Annotated in this window: 14 protein-coding genes and 1 tRNA gene; 6 read left to right on the top strand and 9 right to left on the bottom strand. The window is 68.4% G+C overall.

Features of this window, described 5'->3' with window-relative positions; genetic code table 11:
• Nucleotides 1–4: 4 nt before the first annotated feature.
• The 3 genes from AAH991_RS20550 to AAH991_RS20540 all read right to left on the bottom strand — a co-directional run bounded on the left by AAH991_RS20550 (nucleotide 5) and on the right by AAH991_RS20540 (nucleotide 2724).
• Nucleotides 5–406, bottom strand: coding sequence for a nuclear transport factor 2-like protein (locus AAH991_RS20550; protein WP_346227477.1), 402 nt, complete (start codon nucleotides 404–406; stop codon nucleotides 5–7).
• The gene (locus tag AAH991_RS20545) at nucleotides 403–960 is read right to left on the bottom strand and encodes a MarR family winged helix-turn-helix transcriptional regulator (RefSeq protein ID WP_346227476.1); all 558 of its coding nucleotides are present in this window, start codon (nucleotides 958–960) and stop codon (nucleotides 403–405) included. Before AAH991_RS20545 ends, AAH991_RS20550 begins: the two co-directional genes overlap by 4 nt.
• 246 nt (nucleotides 961–1206) lie before the next feature.
• Nucleotides 1207–2724 (bottom strand): alpha/beta hydrolase domain-containing protein, encoded by a 1518-nt coding sequence (locus AAH991_RS20540; RefSeq protein ID WP_346227475.1) that lies wholly within the window; start codon nucleotides 2722–2724, stop codon nucleotides 1207–1209.
• Nucleotides 2725–2956: 232 nt separating this feature from the next.
• Here AAH991_RS20540 and AAH991_RS20535 point away from each other — a divergent pair, with 232 nt between their 5' ends.
• Nucleotides 2957–3562, top strand: a complete 606-nt coding sequence (locus AAH991_RS20535) for a DUF1707 SHOCT-like domain-containing protein (RefSeq protein ID WP_346227474.1) — start codon at nucleotides 2957–2959, stop codon at nucleotides 3560–3562.
• A 184-nt stretch (nucleotides 3563–3746) separates the two neighbouring features.
• The gene (locus tag AAH991_RS20530; protein WP_346227473.1) at nucleotides 3747–4397 is read left to right on the top strand and encodes a class I SAM-dependent DNA methyltransferase; all 651 of its coding nucleotides are present in this window, start codon (nucleotides 3747–3749) and stop codon (nucleotides 4395–4397) included.
• Between the two features lie 28 nt (nucleotides 4398–4425).
• On the opposite strand, the gene AAH991_RS20525 is transcribed toward AAH991_RS20530, so the two are convergent.
• The gene (locus tag AAH991_RS20525; protein WP_346227472.1) at nucleotides 4426–5271 is read right to left on the bottom strand and encodes a class I SAM-dependent methyltransferase; all 846 of its coding nucleotides are present in this window, start codon (nucleotides 5269–5271) and stop codon (nucleotides 4426–4428) included.
• 146 nt (nucleotides 5272–5417) lie between these two features.
• Here AAH991_RS20525 and AAH991_RS20520 point away from each other — a divergent pair, with 146 nt between their 5' ends.
• Complete coding sequence (locus AAH991_RS20520; RefSeq protein WP_346227471.1) at nucleotides 5418–6899, top strand: serine hydrolase domain-containing protein; 1482 nt, start codon at nucleotides 5418–5420, stop codon at nucleotides 6897–6899.
• A 36-nt stretch (nucleotides 6900–6935) separates the two neighbouring features.
• On the opposite strand, the gene AAH991_RS20515 is transcribed toward AAH991_RS20520, so the two are convergent.
• Entirely contained in the window at nucleotides 6936–7304 is a 369-nt protein-coding gene (locus AAH991_RS20515; RefSeq protein ID WP_346227470.1) for a metalloregulator ArsR/SmtB family transcription factor, read from the bottom strand.
• Nucleotides 7305–7425: 121 nt separating this feature from the next.
• Here AAH991_RS20515 and AAH991_RS20510 point away from each other — a divergent pair, with 121 nt between their 5' ends.
• Nucleotides 7426–7881 (top strand): ArsI/CadI family heavy metal resistance metalloenzyme, encoded by a 456-nt coding sequence (locus AAH991_RS20510; protein ID WP_346227469.1) that lies wholly within the window; start codon nucleotides 7426–7428, stop codon nucleotides 7879–7881.
• Nucleotides 7882–8423: 542 nt separating this feature from the next.
• Here AAH991_RS20510 and AAH991_RS20505 read toward each other — a convergent pair.
• Nucleotides 8424–8963: a GNAT family N-acetyltransferase gene (locus AAH991_RS20505; RefSeq protein ID WP_346227468.1), complete on the bottom strand. Its 540-nt coding sequence runs from the start codon at nucleotides 8961–8963 to the stop codon at nucleotides 8424–8426.
• A gap of 130 nt (nucleotides 8964–9093) precedes the next feature.
• The gene (locus tag AAH991_RS20500) at nucleotides 9094–10029 is read right to left on the bottom strand and encodes a YxiH-YxzG fusion protein (RefSeq protein WP_346227467.1); all 936 of its coding nucleotides are present in this window, start codon (nucleotides 10027–10029) and stop codon (nucleotides 9094–9096) included.
• Nucleotides 10030–10626: 597 nt separating this feature from the next.
• On the opposite strand from AAH991_RS20500, the gene AAH991_RS20495 reads away from it, so the two are divergent.
• Both AAH991_RS20495 and AAH991_RS20490 read left to right on the top strand, forming a co-directional pair.
• Nucleotides 10627–11352: a VOC family protein gene (locus tag AAH991_RS20495; RefSeq protein ID WP_346227466.1), complete on the top strand. Its 726-nt coding sequence runs from the start codon at nucleotides 10627–10629 to the stop codon at nucleotides 11350–11352.
• Between the two features lie 102 nt (nucleotides 11353–11454).
• Nucleotides 11455–11976, top strand: a complete 522-nt coding sequence (locus tag AAH991_RS20490) for a tyrosine-type recombinase/integrase (protein ID WP_346227465.1) — start codon at nucleotides 11455–11457, stop codon at nucleotides 11974–11976.
• A 59-nt stretch (nucleotides 11977–12035) separates the two neighbouring features.
• Here the strand turns inward: AAH991_RS20490 and AAH991_RS20485 are convergent.
• Together AAH991_RS20485 and rlmB are read right to left on the bottom strand one after the other, a co-directional pair.
• Nucleotides 12036–12108, bottom strand: a tRNA-Thr gene (locus AAH991_RS20485).
• A 51-nt stretch (nucleotides 12109–12159) separates the two neighbouring features.
• Nucleotides 12160–13119, bottom strand: a complete 960-nt coding sequence (rlmB, locus tag AAH991_RS20480) for a 23S rRNA (guanosine(2251)-2'-O)-methyltransferase RlmB (RefSeq protein WP_346227464.1) — start codon at nucleotides 13117–13119, stop codon at nucleotides 12160–12162.
• Nucleotides 13120–13139: the final 20 nt, after the last annotated feature.

Below are 13139 nucleotides of genomic sequence, written 5' to 3'. Positions count from 1 at the left end.
AGCCCTACCGTTCCGGGCTCGCGGGATGCGGCTCGATCTCGGCCCTCATCGGCTGCCAGGGCGAGGCGTCGAACACCAGCGTGATCGAGACGATCTTGCCGTCGTCCAGGCGGAAGTGCTCGGCGGTGCGCTGGGTGCCGGCGGGCGTCGCGGTGTGCACGTCGTATATCAGCGTCGCCTCGGCGTCGCCGTACAACTCGCTGATGAGGTCGACCCCGGTCACGATCGACACGAACCCGGGCAACGTCGCCAGATGCCCCTCCCGATCGGTGGAGCTGAAGAAGGGACTCTGGAACCGGAAGGGCTCTCCCAGGTGTGCGGCGGCCGCGGGCACGTCCCCGCGGAAACGGGCCTCGTGATACCCGCGAACCGCGCGGTGTGTCTGTTCTCGGGTGGACATGGTCATGACGGAGATCCCATCTGACGGAGGTGGGCGGCGAGGCGCTGCTGGTTGGCGGCCAGACGCAGGCACAGATCGCGGAGCACGGCCAGCTCCTCGGGCGCGAACCCCTGGAACAGCGCCTTCATGGCCAGCTGCGACGGCTTGCGAAACGCCTCGACCCAGTCACGGCCGGCCGGGGTGATCTCGGCGAGGACCGAACGCCGGTCCCCCGGGTCGGGAACCCGGCGGGCCAGCCCGTCGCGTTCCAGCGTGTCGACCAGTCCGGTGACGTTGCGGGAGCTCACCCCGGCGGCCCGGGCGAGCTCGCCGATGCTGATCCCCCGGTCGCTCCCGGCGAGCCGGATCAGCAGGTCGAGAGCCCCCGCGCTGACCCCTCGGCCCTCTGATCCGTGGGCACGCAGGCGCTCGACGGCGTGACAGGCGGTCCGGACCGCCGCGCTCGCCTCGAAGGCGCGCAGATCTCCGTCGTCGCCGGCGAACCCCGCCATCGCCGCCCTGGCCCGAGGGTCGTAGAGGAAGCCGTCAGAATCGGGCTGATAATTATCTACGTCCTTCATAGTAAGAACGTAGATTAGTACGTACTTCCAGATTTGGCGATGTCGTGCCAGTCGCACCCTCGATGACCGAGCTGATTCCGCTCGCCGGCAAGAGCCTCCCGGCGGCGGAGCAGGCGATCGACGGCCTCTGGACGCACGCCGCCGTCGCATAAGGGGTCTCGGCGGAAGCGCGCATCCGCCCGGCGAAAGGCCCCTTCCCTGGCGCGGGAAGGGGCCTTTGCCGTCGAGAACACCCCGATGGCCGGGTCAGCCGCCGATGCCGGAGTTCTCCGCGGCGGTGACGATCGCGGTCGCGTCCTCCGGCAGGAGATATCCGGCGTTCACCGACGCCTGCGCGGCCGCCCGCACCCTGCTCACGTAGCCGGCGTGCGTCGGGTAGAGCCGGTCGAGCACCGGCTCGGCCGTACGCGGCAGGAACGGGTCGGACGGATCGCCCGCGTTGTGCCGGTCCCACGAGTCGGCGTCGCCGTTCCACGGATCGCGGGCGCCGTAGAGGCCGCAGAAGACGCCGCTGCCGCTGGTGTCGCGCTCTCCCGTGAGCGTGCGCGTCGGCACCGCCACGTCGGGGAGCCGGATGCCGCCCACGGCCAGGCCCGTGCTCGGGTCGCGCAGATCGGGGTGCAGTGCCGCCCCGCTCGGCGGCCGGGGCCCGCCCCGCGCCCAGGCGGCCAGGTGACGCAGCGCCGCGTTCATGGAGTAGTGACCGGGCCCGTCGTTGAACGGAGCCGACCCTGCGGCGCAGTCGGCCCGCGGGGCGGCGGAGCCCGCCGACTTCCGCACCGTCGGGTCGCCGAGGTCGTACGCCCACTGGTCGCCGTGCGCCGTACCGGCCAGTTCCCAGTGCACGATCCGGTCGGTGTCCGGTTGCCGGGCGGCGAACGCCGTCGGGACGTCGGTCTCGGTGAGCACGACGAACGTCGGCACCGGCAGGTCCGTACGGATCCTGCTCGGGTTCGGCATCGTCAACACGTCGAGCAGTTGGCCGCTGATCGGAGAGCCGACCGCACCGTTGCTGTGGATCAGGAAGCCGTCGTACACCTTCGACACCGGCTGGACGGCGTTGACGTACGTCGTCATGAAGCCGGCCGACTGCGACTCGCCGTCGGCGAGCAGCGTCGTGACGTGCAGGCCGCCGAGCGGGTCCGGCCCGTCCGGCGTACGCAGCGCCTGCCCGGCCTGGGAGAAGATGTCGTACGCGTAGGCGTCACCGGGGTGGACGAGGCTGCCGTACCGAGCCGGGTCCCAGCCCTTGAGACCGCGTATCTCGCCGAGGCCGCCGTTGACGCCGACCTCCTGCGCCGAGACGCCGACCCACGCGTAGCCCTTGCGCAGCAGTTCGTCGCGCTCGAACCAGTAGTCCGGGGACAGTTCGATCTGGCCGCTCACGTTGAGCCACTCGACCACGACCGTGCCGTTGAACCTCGCCGGGTCGGCAGGCCGGCGGACCAGGAGCCGGGTCTTGTACGCGGCGCGGCCGGAGGCCCGGACGTTCCACCGGCCGTCCGAGGTCCAGACGCCGGACTTGGCGTAGGAGGTGGCGGTGCCCTCGATGAAGTACTCGCTTTCGGTGAAACCGAACGAGCCGAGATCCTCCGCCGCGGCGAGGAACGGGAAGCCGTGGTCGCCGGCGGCCGGGACGCTGACGACAGGGTTCGCCGCCGCGGCCTGGGCGGCCGGTGGGGCGCCGAGGAGGACGGCGGCGAGCGCCGCCCCCAGCGCCGCGGCGGTGATCCGCCGCCGGGGGGACCGGACGGGTACGCGCACGGGTTACCTCCGTGGGACGAATGTCGGGGAGGCACAGTGTCACCCGCCCTGCCCGGCCCGGTAATCGGCGGAATCACCGGCGTTCACTACTGGACCTGAGTGGCGCCCGCCTGGGCCTGCCGACGACGGAACCCGTCAAACGGCGGGCGGCCGAAGGCGAACCGGTCGTTGACGCTCCCGTTTCCGAGAGGGACGCTCCCTGTCGGGTCGAATGAGAACTATCGTGACCAACATGGAAAACGCCCCTCAGCGCCGCGACTCCCCGACGTCTCACCTGCGCGCTTCCGACAGCAACAGGGAGCAGGTCGCCGCCTTACTCGGTGAAGCCCTGAGCACCGGTCAGCTGAGCCACGAGGAGTACTCCGAGCGCCTCGACACCCTCTACCAGGCCAAGACGGTCGGGGAGCTCGACGTCCTCACCCAGGACCTGCAGGTCGAGCGGCAGCGTCCGGCCGCGAGCCCGGTGTCCTACGCACCGGGCGCGAACACCGATCCGGACAACGTCATCGCCATCTTCGGCGGCGCCGACCGCAGGGGCCGCTGGCGGGTGCGGCGCCAGACCAAGGCGCTGGCCGTCTTCGGCGGCGTACGGTTCGACCTGACGGAAGCCGAGTTCGAGGCGAAGGAGGTCGAGATCACGATCAACGCGGTCTTCGGCGGGGCCGAGCTCATCCTGCCCGAGGGGGCCGAGGTGCGCTGCAAGGGCGTCGGCATCTTCGGCGGCTTCGACGTGGCCAACAGCCCGACCGTCGACCCGTCCGCACCGGTCATCGTGATCAAGGGCCTGGCGTTGTTCGGCGGAGTGGCCGGCAAGGTCCGGCGCCGGCGCGACCACTGAGCGCCCCGCCCCGGCGGCTTTCCGATTCGCCGGGGTTCCGCGCAGCGCGGTCTCACGCGCCCCGCGCCTGGTCTGCCGCCACCCGACGCCGGGACCGGCGGTGGCATCGGTTGAGGTCGTCGGCGCCGGTCCACCACCCGGAGCGCGGCGGCTACCTGGCAGCGAGTGGATGAGGTGACCTGTCGTGACCGAGCCGGGCTTCCTGCTCTCCACGCGAGCGTCGTACGACGCCGTGGCCGCGGCCTACGCGGGACGCTTCCACGACGAGCTGGCGGCCAAGCCCGTCGAACGAGCGATGCTCGGGGCGTTCGCGGAGCTGGTGCCGTCCGCCGAGCCGGTCGCCGACATCGGCTGCGGCACCGGGCACGTGACGGCGCGTCTGCGTGACCTGGGGCTGTCCGCGTTCGGGATCGATCTGTCGTCCCAGATGGTCGCGCTGGCGCGGCGGCAGCATCCCGGGCTGCGGTTCGACGAGGGATCCATGACGGCGCTGGACCTGCCGGACCGGACCCTCGGCGGCATCCTGGCCATGTATTCGATCATCCACATCCCGCGAGAGCACCTGCCGCAGGTGTTCGCCGAGTTTCACCGGGTCCTGGTGCCGGGCGGCCGTGCGCTGCTCGTGTTCCAGGTCGGCGACGCCCACGAACGTCGCACGGAGGCGTTCGGTCAGTCGATCTCGCTCGACTGCTACTGGCGGTCCCTGGAGCACGTCGCCGAGTCGCTGGGCCGGGCCGGCTTCGCCGAGGACGCCCGCCTGCTGCGCGAGCCCGACGAGCACGAGAAGCTCCAGCGCGGCTTTCTCCTCGTCCGGAGACCGGCGGACGTCGTCTGACCGGGATCGGCCCCTTGTGACGTCGCCGTCACCGCTCACCGTGCGGCTTGCGCCAGATCATGATCTCGGTCGCGGGAAGGCGCTCGGCGAAGCGGTCGCCGGGTGACGCCTGCCGCAGCATCGCGCGCAGGTCTTGCTCGAAGTCCCTCACCCTGTCGCCGAACAGGTGCGGGGCGGAGTCGGATCGGGAGAACACCCACGCGACGACGTCGTCCGCGGTGCGGTCGACCACGTGCCCGGCCGGCACGACGTGTCGTTCGACGTTCTCGAACCCCGCCCGCGCCAGGACGAGGTCCTCCCGGTCCGGCGTGCCGTCGGCGAGCGTTCCCTGCCCCGCTCGGCGTACCGGGCCGAGGTATGCGCGCACCAGGTCGCCGATCCGCGCGTACGGAGGAGCGGGCAGCGGCAGTGGCGCCGGTTCGGCGGGCGGCTTCTTCAGATCGCTCATGTGGACGAACGCGCCTCCCGGCTCCAGCATGTCCAGCACTGTCGCGGCGACGCGATCCCGATCCGTCCAGTGGAAGGACTGAGCGAACAGAACGGCCCGGAACGTCCCCAGACCGGCCGGCAGGTCCTCGGCGCGGGCAGCCACCCAGCGCGCGTTGGTCACCCCGCGACGCTCGGCCTGCCGCCCCGCCTCGGCCAGCATGTCCTCGTCCGGGTCGATGCCGACCACCTCGGTGAAGAACCCCGCGAGGGCGAGGATCACGGTGCCCGGTCCGCACCCGACGTCGAGGAGCCGTCCCCTGCCGTCCAAGCCGAGGACCGCGGCCAGTTTTTCCGCGAAGCCCGGAGCGTACGGAAGCCTGCCGCGCTCGTAGAAGGCCGCGCATCCCTGGAACAGGGTCCTGTCCCACTGCCACCCGTCGGGCATGTCGATCCCCCTTAAGCCGCCGGACGTCGGCGCTCGCCCTGCACGAACCGGAGTCCACCCGTCAAGGTACCCCTTACCTCTGCAGGAAGGAAAAAGAAGTCGACACCGCTTGTGGCTCTGCCGAACGGAAAGCACGCACAAGAAGAATGGCCCGCATGGCGTTCCCGGGAAACGCCGGAATGCTGGACAACTATACGTTCAATGGGGAGAAGATGGCCAAGTGTCGTAATGTTGTCGGGTTCGTTGCGATGTTCTCCGCCCTCACCGGCGCAGCCGTACCCTTGGGCACTCCCGCCATCGCCGAATCCGCCACCGGTGCCGCGCCGACCAGCCCGGACGGCGACCACCCGGCAGCCCATAAGCGTCACCGAGACAAGCAGCGGCAGTCGGAGCGCGAGCGGCAGCGCCAGAACCTGCTCCGCGACGTCACGCTCGCCGTCACGCCGGTACAGAAAGGCGACACGGATTCGCGGGCTCTGCCGTACAACTGGCAGAAGACGGACGCGGTCGCGAATTCCTACAATAATCAGGACAACCTGTCGGACATCACAAGCCGGCCCGCGCAGAACGCGGATTCGTCCTCGGCGACGCCGGATGACTCCCCCGGCGCGAAGATGCAGGAGTACCTGCGGGATCTGGCCGCGGACGACAAGTTCACCGGCTCGGTGCTGGTGATGCGGCGCGGAGAGGTGCTGGCGCGCTTCGCCGCCGGCGAGGCCGACGAGGACAAGCACATCCCCAACCGGCCGGACACGGTCTACCGGGTCATGTCGATCACCAAGCAGTTCACCTCGATGATCATGCTCAAACTGCGCGACCAGGGGAAACTCAGACGGCGCGGCCTGGACAGCCGGGTCTGCCCGTATCTCGTCCCGGCATACATCAAGGCCTGCCCGGCAGCGTGGCGGCCCATCACGATCCGCGAGTCGCTCACACACACCTCGGGCATTCCCAACGTCGAGAAACTGCCCAGCTACCTCGCCGATGTCACGCGGCCGACCACGACCCGGCAACTCATCCAGAAGTTCGTGAATCTGCCACTGGACTTCGAGCCCGGCACCAGCTGGAAGTACACCAACTCCGGCTACGTCGTGGCCGGCGCGATCATCCAGGCGGTGACGCACAAGCCGTACGGCGCCGTGCTGCAGGAGCTGATCACCGGCCCGCTGAACCTCCGGAACACCGGTTACAGCAGGGGATATCCGCCCGAGGGATACGCGAAGGGTTACTTCACGCTCGGTTCACCGGCCCCGGTGCTCAACGGCTCCGAGCTGTTCGCCGCGACCGGCATCTACTCCACCGTCGACGACATCGCCCGCTGGGACCGGGCGTTCGGCTCCTACCGGGTCGCACCACCCGCCACCGTCAAGCAGGCGTTCACGCCACAGGCGCCGTGCCCCTCCACCGGCTGCCTCGACCTGCCGTCGACCGCGTACGCCTTCGGCTGGCTCGTCGACCGGCTCCAGGGGCACCGGCTCAGGTACCACCCGGGTCTTTTCATGGGCTACACGGCGAGCAACATGTACCTGCCCGATGACGACATCCAGGTCGTCGTGCTCAGCAACGTGCAGGACACCGACACCGCCGGTATCGCCCGCCACCTCGCCACGCTGGCCCTCGACAGTTGAGCGCGGGCTGCCGTCACGCCGGCAGCCGCCGCATGGTCACGCCGTACCGGCGAGTGCGGGTGCCGCCGGGCCGAGCAGGGCCGACATACGGGCCAGAACGGCGGGCTCGACCCAGTAGTACACCCACGTGCCCCGGCGTTCGGAATCGATGAGCCCGGCCTGCTTGAGCACCTTGAGATGGTGGCTGATGGTCGGCGGGGTCAGGTCGAAAGCCGTCGTCAGGTCGCACACGCAGGTCTCACCGCCCTCATGACAGGCGATCAGGGACAGCAGACGCAGTCGTACCGGGTCGGCGATCGCCTTGAACAGCGGCGCCAGTTCGGCGGCATCGCTCTCCGACAGGGGCTCGCACGCCAGCGGTGCACAGCACGCCGCGTCGACGATCGGCAGCACTTGCTTCGACATGCTTCTAATTTGACACAGATCTAGACACGGACACAAACTACGGCTACACGTTGATTAGAAGTTCATCGAAGCAGTGGGTACGGCCACGGCCACCCCGCCGCTTCCGGCCCAAGGAGTGCCCATGTCCCGTGTCCAGCTCGCCCTGCGCGTCGCCGACCTGGAAGGTTCGATCGCCTTCTACTCCAAGCTGTTCGGTGTCGAGCCGGCCAAGCGGCGGCCCGGCTACGCCAACTTCGCCATCGCCGAGCCCCCGCTCAAGCTCGTCCTCCTCGAGGGCGAGGAGGGCGAGCCGACCCGGATGGATCACCTCGGCGTCGAGGTCGACGACAGCGCCCAGGTCACCGCCGCGACCGAACGCCTGAAGGAGGCCGGCCTCGCGACCTTCGAGGAGAACGACACCACCTGCTGCTACGCGCTGCAGGACAAGGTGTGGGTGCACGGCCCCGGCGGCGAGCCCTGGGAGGTGTACGTGGTGAAGGCGGACGCCGACACCCTCACCAAGCAGAACGACTCCGTCTGCTGCACCACGGACGACGAGGCGGAAGAGACGGCGAGCGCGAGCAAGTCCTGCTGCTAGACGGGAAGGCGCCCGGCGGCCGTCCCCCGCGTGATCGCCGGGCGCCTCCCGTGTGAGCAGTCAAAAGGCCGCAACCGACGGCGCTCGGCATCGCCGAAAGGCCGCCGCTGTCGCGGGCCCTTCCGCGAGAGCCCTCCCGACAGTTGAGGGGCTCTGACCTCAGCGCCTTCTCCTCCTCGACGGTCCATCCTCGGTCGAGGCCGCGGAGCAGCTCGCGAATCAGCCCACGCGCCTGCGTGTCGTGCGCCGCGATGACGCGCATAGGGTCGGCTGCCTGTCCTACCTGCCGCATGATCGCGGGGATGACCTCGACCCGATGCCCGTTCTGATCCGTGTACGTCTCGAAGCCCGGTTCGGGTGGGAAGCACCCCCACCAATCCAACAGGAAGGGCGGTTTCCCCAATGAGCAGCTCGTACAGCTCGCAGGGAAGGTCGGCATTCCGGTCGCGGAGTTCACCGCGTGTCTCGCGAGTGATTGCAGCGAGACCTTAGTGATCTCTGCGCACGTGCACCCACCGGTTCGCGAGAGGCTTCGACCGACCTCAATCGAGTACGCGCGTCATCCAGATCGTGTTGCCGTGTTCGGCGTCCTCGGTGATGCGATCGCTTCGGTGGAAATCGAGCTTCTCGAGGACGCGGAACGAGGGTGCGTTCCACTCCCGTACGGTCGCCCAGAGACGTCGGCGTCCTGTTCGCCTGGCGGCTTCGAGGACCGTACGGGCGGCTTCTGTCGCGTAACCATGGCCGTGGAACCGTTGCGCCAGCTCGTACGCGATCTCGGGTTCGTCGAAAGACGCCTGGCCGACAGTCAGTCCGCAGTACCCGATGAACTCACCGGTGTCTCGCAGCTCGATCGGCAGCAACCCGAGCCCCTGATGCGCCATCAACGGATTGTCGAGGAGCCGGCGGCGCAGGTCTTCGGTCGTCGGGCGTCCCTCGGCGTCGATGCGCCGTGCCGGCGGCACTCGTGGATCCCGCTCCAGCCATAACCCGCGGTACTCCCCGGCATCCGACGGTGCCCACCGCCGCAACCGCAGCCGCTCGGTCACCAACTCCGCCGGTAGATCCTCATAGGTCGCCACCCGACCAACCTAACCCGGTGGCGCCCAAGACCCGCTGGGCGTTCGCCCTTGGGTCACGATGCGCATCCTGCGGTTTCCGAGACTCGGGAACAGCCCACCGGGCCGTTGCCAAGCCGGTTCGACCGGTCGCTCATCGTGTAGCGAGATCTTCCAAACCCAGCTTCAGCCAGCTCTGCCCCACGACGACATGAAGCTCACTGCCTCGGCCCAGCACAGTCGCCGTCCTGGGCACCGGACGCCCGTTGGGCATCACCAGCCGTGCGGGACGATCCACCGAAAAGGCCTCTCCTTGAATGCTCCCGGCGACCAGCCGACGCCGGTCCTCGCCATAGCCGCCGACGAGAACGACTCGGTCATCGGCGACTACAAGCGCATGAGCGCCGCGCACCTCCGTGGACCAGCCGGTGACCGCGGCCGCTCGGATCCGCACGATGGGGAAGTCGGTGTAGTAGTAGGCCCAGGCATCCTCCCCCGCCACATTCAAGGCGTAGCAGTCCGAGATCGCGCCGAAGTCGCCGTCATACGGATAACGCCACGCGATCTCCAGGTCAGATCGAAAGCGGATCAGTCCGGGGGAGCCGATAGGTTCAGGGCTGTCCGCCTCTCCCCATCCGAAGTTGCCGTACACGCCTTCGTCGAAGTAGCTCACCCATATCTCGCCGGAAGGCGTCGTCTGCACGTCGGCGATTCCGTCTCCCAGCACACCCTCTCGCTGGAGCTCCCCGTCGGCATCGTAGACGGCGGCGTTGGACTCGGCAGCCCCGTTACGCCAACGGCACCGCGCGCCCACCAGGAGCACACCCCCGTCCGGCAGCGGCTGGACATGGCTGTGCGCGAGTGACCGCCCGACGATGGGCACCATCGTCACCAGGTGGGGACTGTACGTTGCGACATGCACCGAGACGGACGCGGCCGTACGTGAATCGGGAAAAGAGACCCCATCCGATTCGACAGTACGTGCGGTCAGCGCATCGGCGTTCTCCCGCGACGCCCACACGACGACTAGCTCTCCCTCGGGACCCGTCGCCGCACTCACCAGTTCCGCACCCTGGAATGGTGCGACCAAGTCCGCATGGTGGCGCAGCCTCGCAACGCCCGCCTTGCGACTTCTCCCGATTCGGCCTCGCATGGGACACATTATTGATCTCTGGTTCGATCGTGACTGAAATACCTGGTAGTGCTTCTGTGAGCCGTCACCTTTGAGCCGGCAACAAGAGCACCCGTCCCTGATCACCTCGTACGCCGTCGCCCCACCGCAAAGCGTCAGCGGGCCGGGCGGAGGGGCAAGGCCTGATGCTCGGCGGATGTGTCGTGTGGGAGGACGCCACCGAAGAGGGCTGGCAATGTCTCGGCTGCGGCCATTACTTCCAGGCAACAGACCGCGCCCTCTGGCTGAGCACCATCGAGAGCATCGTCTCCAGCACAGCAGTTCGTGATCGTCCATCCGGGTGGCTCCCAAGTGGCTCCCCAGACAGCTCCGGAATTCCCTGCTTGCGAATCGGTCTGATCACCGAGGGCTACGGCTTCCACGTGGGCGACAGGCAGTCCGCCAGTGATCGTGACTGACCCTGGTCAACCGCGCCTGATGGCACGCTGATGGCACAGCCGCGTTGGAGCCATGCCCGCTTGACTCTCGGGTAGCCCGAGACTGGATGCTGTCTGGGTGAGCAGCGACGATCTCTTGAGCATCGGTGTTTTCGCCTTGGTCAGCGGCCTGTCGATCCATGCTTTACGGCACTACGACGAACTCGGCTTGCTGCGGCCGGCGGTTGTCGATCCGGTCACTGGTTATCGTCGCTACCGCCCTGAGCAGGTCCGGCAAGCCAGGCTGATCTGTGCGCTGCGGCGCGTCGATGTGCCAATCGACGCCGTACGCGTCGTGATGGACGACCAAGACGGTGAGGCACTGCGCACCGTGCTGCATTCACATCGAGAGCGACTGGTGGATCGTGTCCAGGTTCTTTCCCGCATGGTCCACATTGTGAATCACTACATCGAACATGGAGTGGCTATGCCTGATCTGAAGACCCCCCGCATCGTCCAGGTGACCATCAACGTCGCAGACCTCGCCGGGTCGATCTCGTTCTATCGGGCTGCGTTTGACGCCGTGTTCAATGAGGAAATCTCATCGTTTCAGTTCGGTGCCTGGCCGAGTGAGGACTTCTTCCTGCTGACTGTCGCACACGAACTCAACGAGCATGGCAAGCACGATGGTCCAACCGGAGTGTCCCAATTCGGTCTGCTCGTGGATGACGTGGACGCCGCGCACCGCCGAGCTGTTGATGCCGGGGCCATCGAGGTCTGCCCACCAGCGGATAAGCCGTGGAAGCCGCGTTCCTCATGCGTGGCAGATCCAAGCGGGAACCGCATCAATCTTTATCAAGCCTGACGGAAGACCCGTCGATGCATGGCCCTCGATGGCTCCGGCTCTGTCACCAGCCACGCTCCCCCGTGAGCCAGGGTGAGGAACGAACCCTGGATCGTCGATGCCGTGAAGCGGCTCAAGAACCGGGACGCGAACGCCGAGACCAGGACGAAGATCGTGATCAGCGAGGTCACGACTCCGAAGTCACGCCGGACGCTGGCGCTGACCTCCGAACTGGTCGACGCGCTCAAGGCGCACCGGGCCAAGCACAACGCCGCACGGTTGAAGGCCGGCGACGCATGGCTGGAACACGGCCTGATCTTCCCTACCTCGTCGGGGCGTCCGTCCGATCCGGACAACTTCTCTCACGTCTTCTCGCGCCTGACCAAGAGCGCAGGCCCGGGTCACTGGCACCCGCACGAGCTCCGCCACTCCGGGGCCTCGATCATGCTCGCCCAGGGGACCCCGTTGCACGTGGTCTCCGAAGTCCTCGGGCACGCCAGCGTCGCGATCACCAAAGACTTCTACGGCCACCTTATGGAAGGCGACCGGCGGGCGGCGACGGAATCCATTTCCGGCGCTCTGCTGGGGCAACGGAAGCGGGTGGCTCCCAGGGTGGCTCCCAACGACGCGGAAGAGACCGGATGAGCCGCGAAAGCACAAGGCCCCTGACCGCGAGAGCGCTGATCAGGGGCCTGTCGTACAAGAGCCGCCTTGGGGAATCGAACCCCAGACCTTCTGTTTACAAGACAGATGCTCTGCCGATTGAGCTAAGGCGGCCTGCTACCCAGACAAGTTTAATGGGCCGAGGGCCCTACCGTCACGGTGAAATCACCGGCGGCGATGGCGGGCGACCTCGTAGAGGGCGATCCCCGCGGCCACACCGGCGTTCAGCGACTCGGCGGCGGCGTTCATGGGGATGCGCGCGATCTGGTCACACGCCTCCCTGACCAGGCGGGACAGGCCCTTGCCCTCCGAACCGACGACCACGACGAGCGGCTCGGTCGCGAGCTCGACGTCCGCGATGTCGACCGTGGCGGAGCCGTCGAGGCCGACTACGAACAGGCCCTCCTCCCGGTACGCCTGAAGGGTCTGCGTGAGGTTCGACGCGCGGGCGACGGGGAGGGTCGCGAGGGTGCCGGCCGAGGTCTTCCAGGCGCCGGCGGTGACGCCCGCCGAGCGGCGGGACGGCACGAGCAGCCCGTGCGCGCCGAAGGCGGTCGCCGAGCGCGCGATGGCGCCGAGGTTGCGCGGGTCGGTCACGCCGTCCAGGGCGACGATCAGCGGCACCTCGGCCGCGTCCCTGGCCCGCTCGACGAGCTGCTCCGGGTGCGCGTAGTCGTACGCCGGGATCTGCAGGCCGATGCCCTGGTGGACCGTGCTCTCGGTCAGCCGGTCGAGCTTGTCCCGGCTGACCTCGAGCAGCGCGATGCCACGGTCAGCCGCGATCTTGATGGCCTCGCGGACCCGGTCGTCGTTGTCGACCCGCTGCGCCACGTACAGGGCGCTGGCGGGGACGCCGGCACGCAGCGCCTCGACCACGGGGTTGCGGCCGCCGATGACCTCGGGGGCGTCCTCCCGGCGCGTACGGCTCGGCGCGCGGGAGGCCGAACTCCCACCGCCCCGCGACTCGCGCTCGATCCGCTCGGCGCGCGCCTTGTCCTTGTACCAGTGCCGCATGTGCGCGGGCGGCGTCGCTCCCTTGCCTTCCAGGGAGCGCCTGACCTTGCCGCCCGTGCCCTTGGTCGGCCCCTGCTTCTTCGACGGCTTCCCTGAAGCCCTTCCCGCCATGGTCTCTAGCGTAGAGCCAC

Origin of the sequence: Microbispora sp. ZYX-F-249 (assembly GCF_039649665.1) — a bacterium.
In the GTDB taxonomy this organism is placed as follows: domain Bacteria; phylum Actinomycetota; class Actinomycetes; order Streptosporangiales; family Streptosporangiaceae; genus Microbispora; species Microbispora maris.
Note: the sequence above shows the minus strand (reverse complement) of the source record. Positions and strands in the feature narration are given on the sequence as shown.

What these genes read in the sequence shown, in the direction of transcription:
- AAH991_RS20550 (WP_346227477.1), bottom strand. Translation starts at nt 406, where the DNA reads ATGACCATGTCCACCCGAGAACAGACACACCGCGCGGTTCGCGGGTAT.
- AAH991_RS20545 (WP_346227476.1), bottom strand. Translation starts at nt 960, where the DNA reads ATGAAGGACGTAGATAATTATCAGCCCGATTCTGACGGCTTCCTCTAC.
- AAH991_RS20535 (WP_346227474.1), top strand. Translation starts at nt 2,957, where the DNA reads ATGGAAAACGCCCCTCAGCGCCGCGACTCCCCGACGTCTCACCTGCGC.
- AAH991_RS20525 (WP_346227472.1), bottom strand. Translation starts at nt 5,271, where the DNA reads ATGCCCGACGGGTGGCAGTGGGACAGGACCCTGTTCCAGGGATGCGCG.
- AAH991_RS20520 (WP_346227471.1), top strand. Translation starts at nt 5,418, where the DNA reads ATGGCCCGCATGGCGTTCCCGGGAAACGCCGGAATGCTGGACAACTAT.
- AAH991_RS20515 (WP_346227470.1), bottom strand. Translation starts at nt 7,304, where the DNA reads ATGTCGAAGCAAGTGCTGCCGATCGTCGACGCGGCGTGCTGTGCACCG.
- AAH991_RS20510 (WP_346227469.1), top strand. Translation starts at nt 7,426, where the DNA reads ATGTCCCGTGTCCAGCTCGCCCTGCGCGTCGCCGACCTGGAAGGTTCG.
- rlmB (WP_346227464.1), bottom strand. Translation starts at nt 13,119, where the DNA reads ATGGCGGGAAGGGCTTCAGGGAAGCCGTCGAAGAAGCAGGGGCCGACC.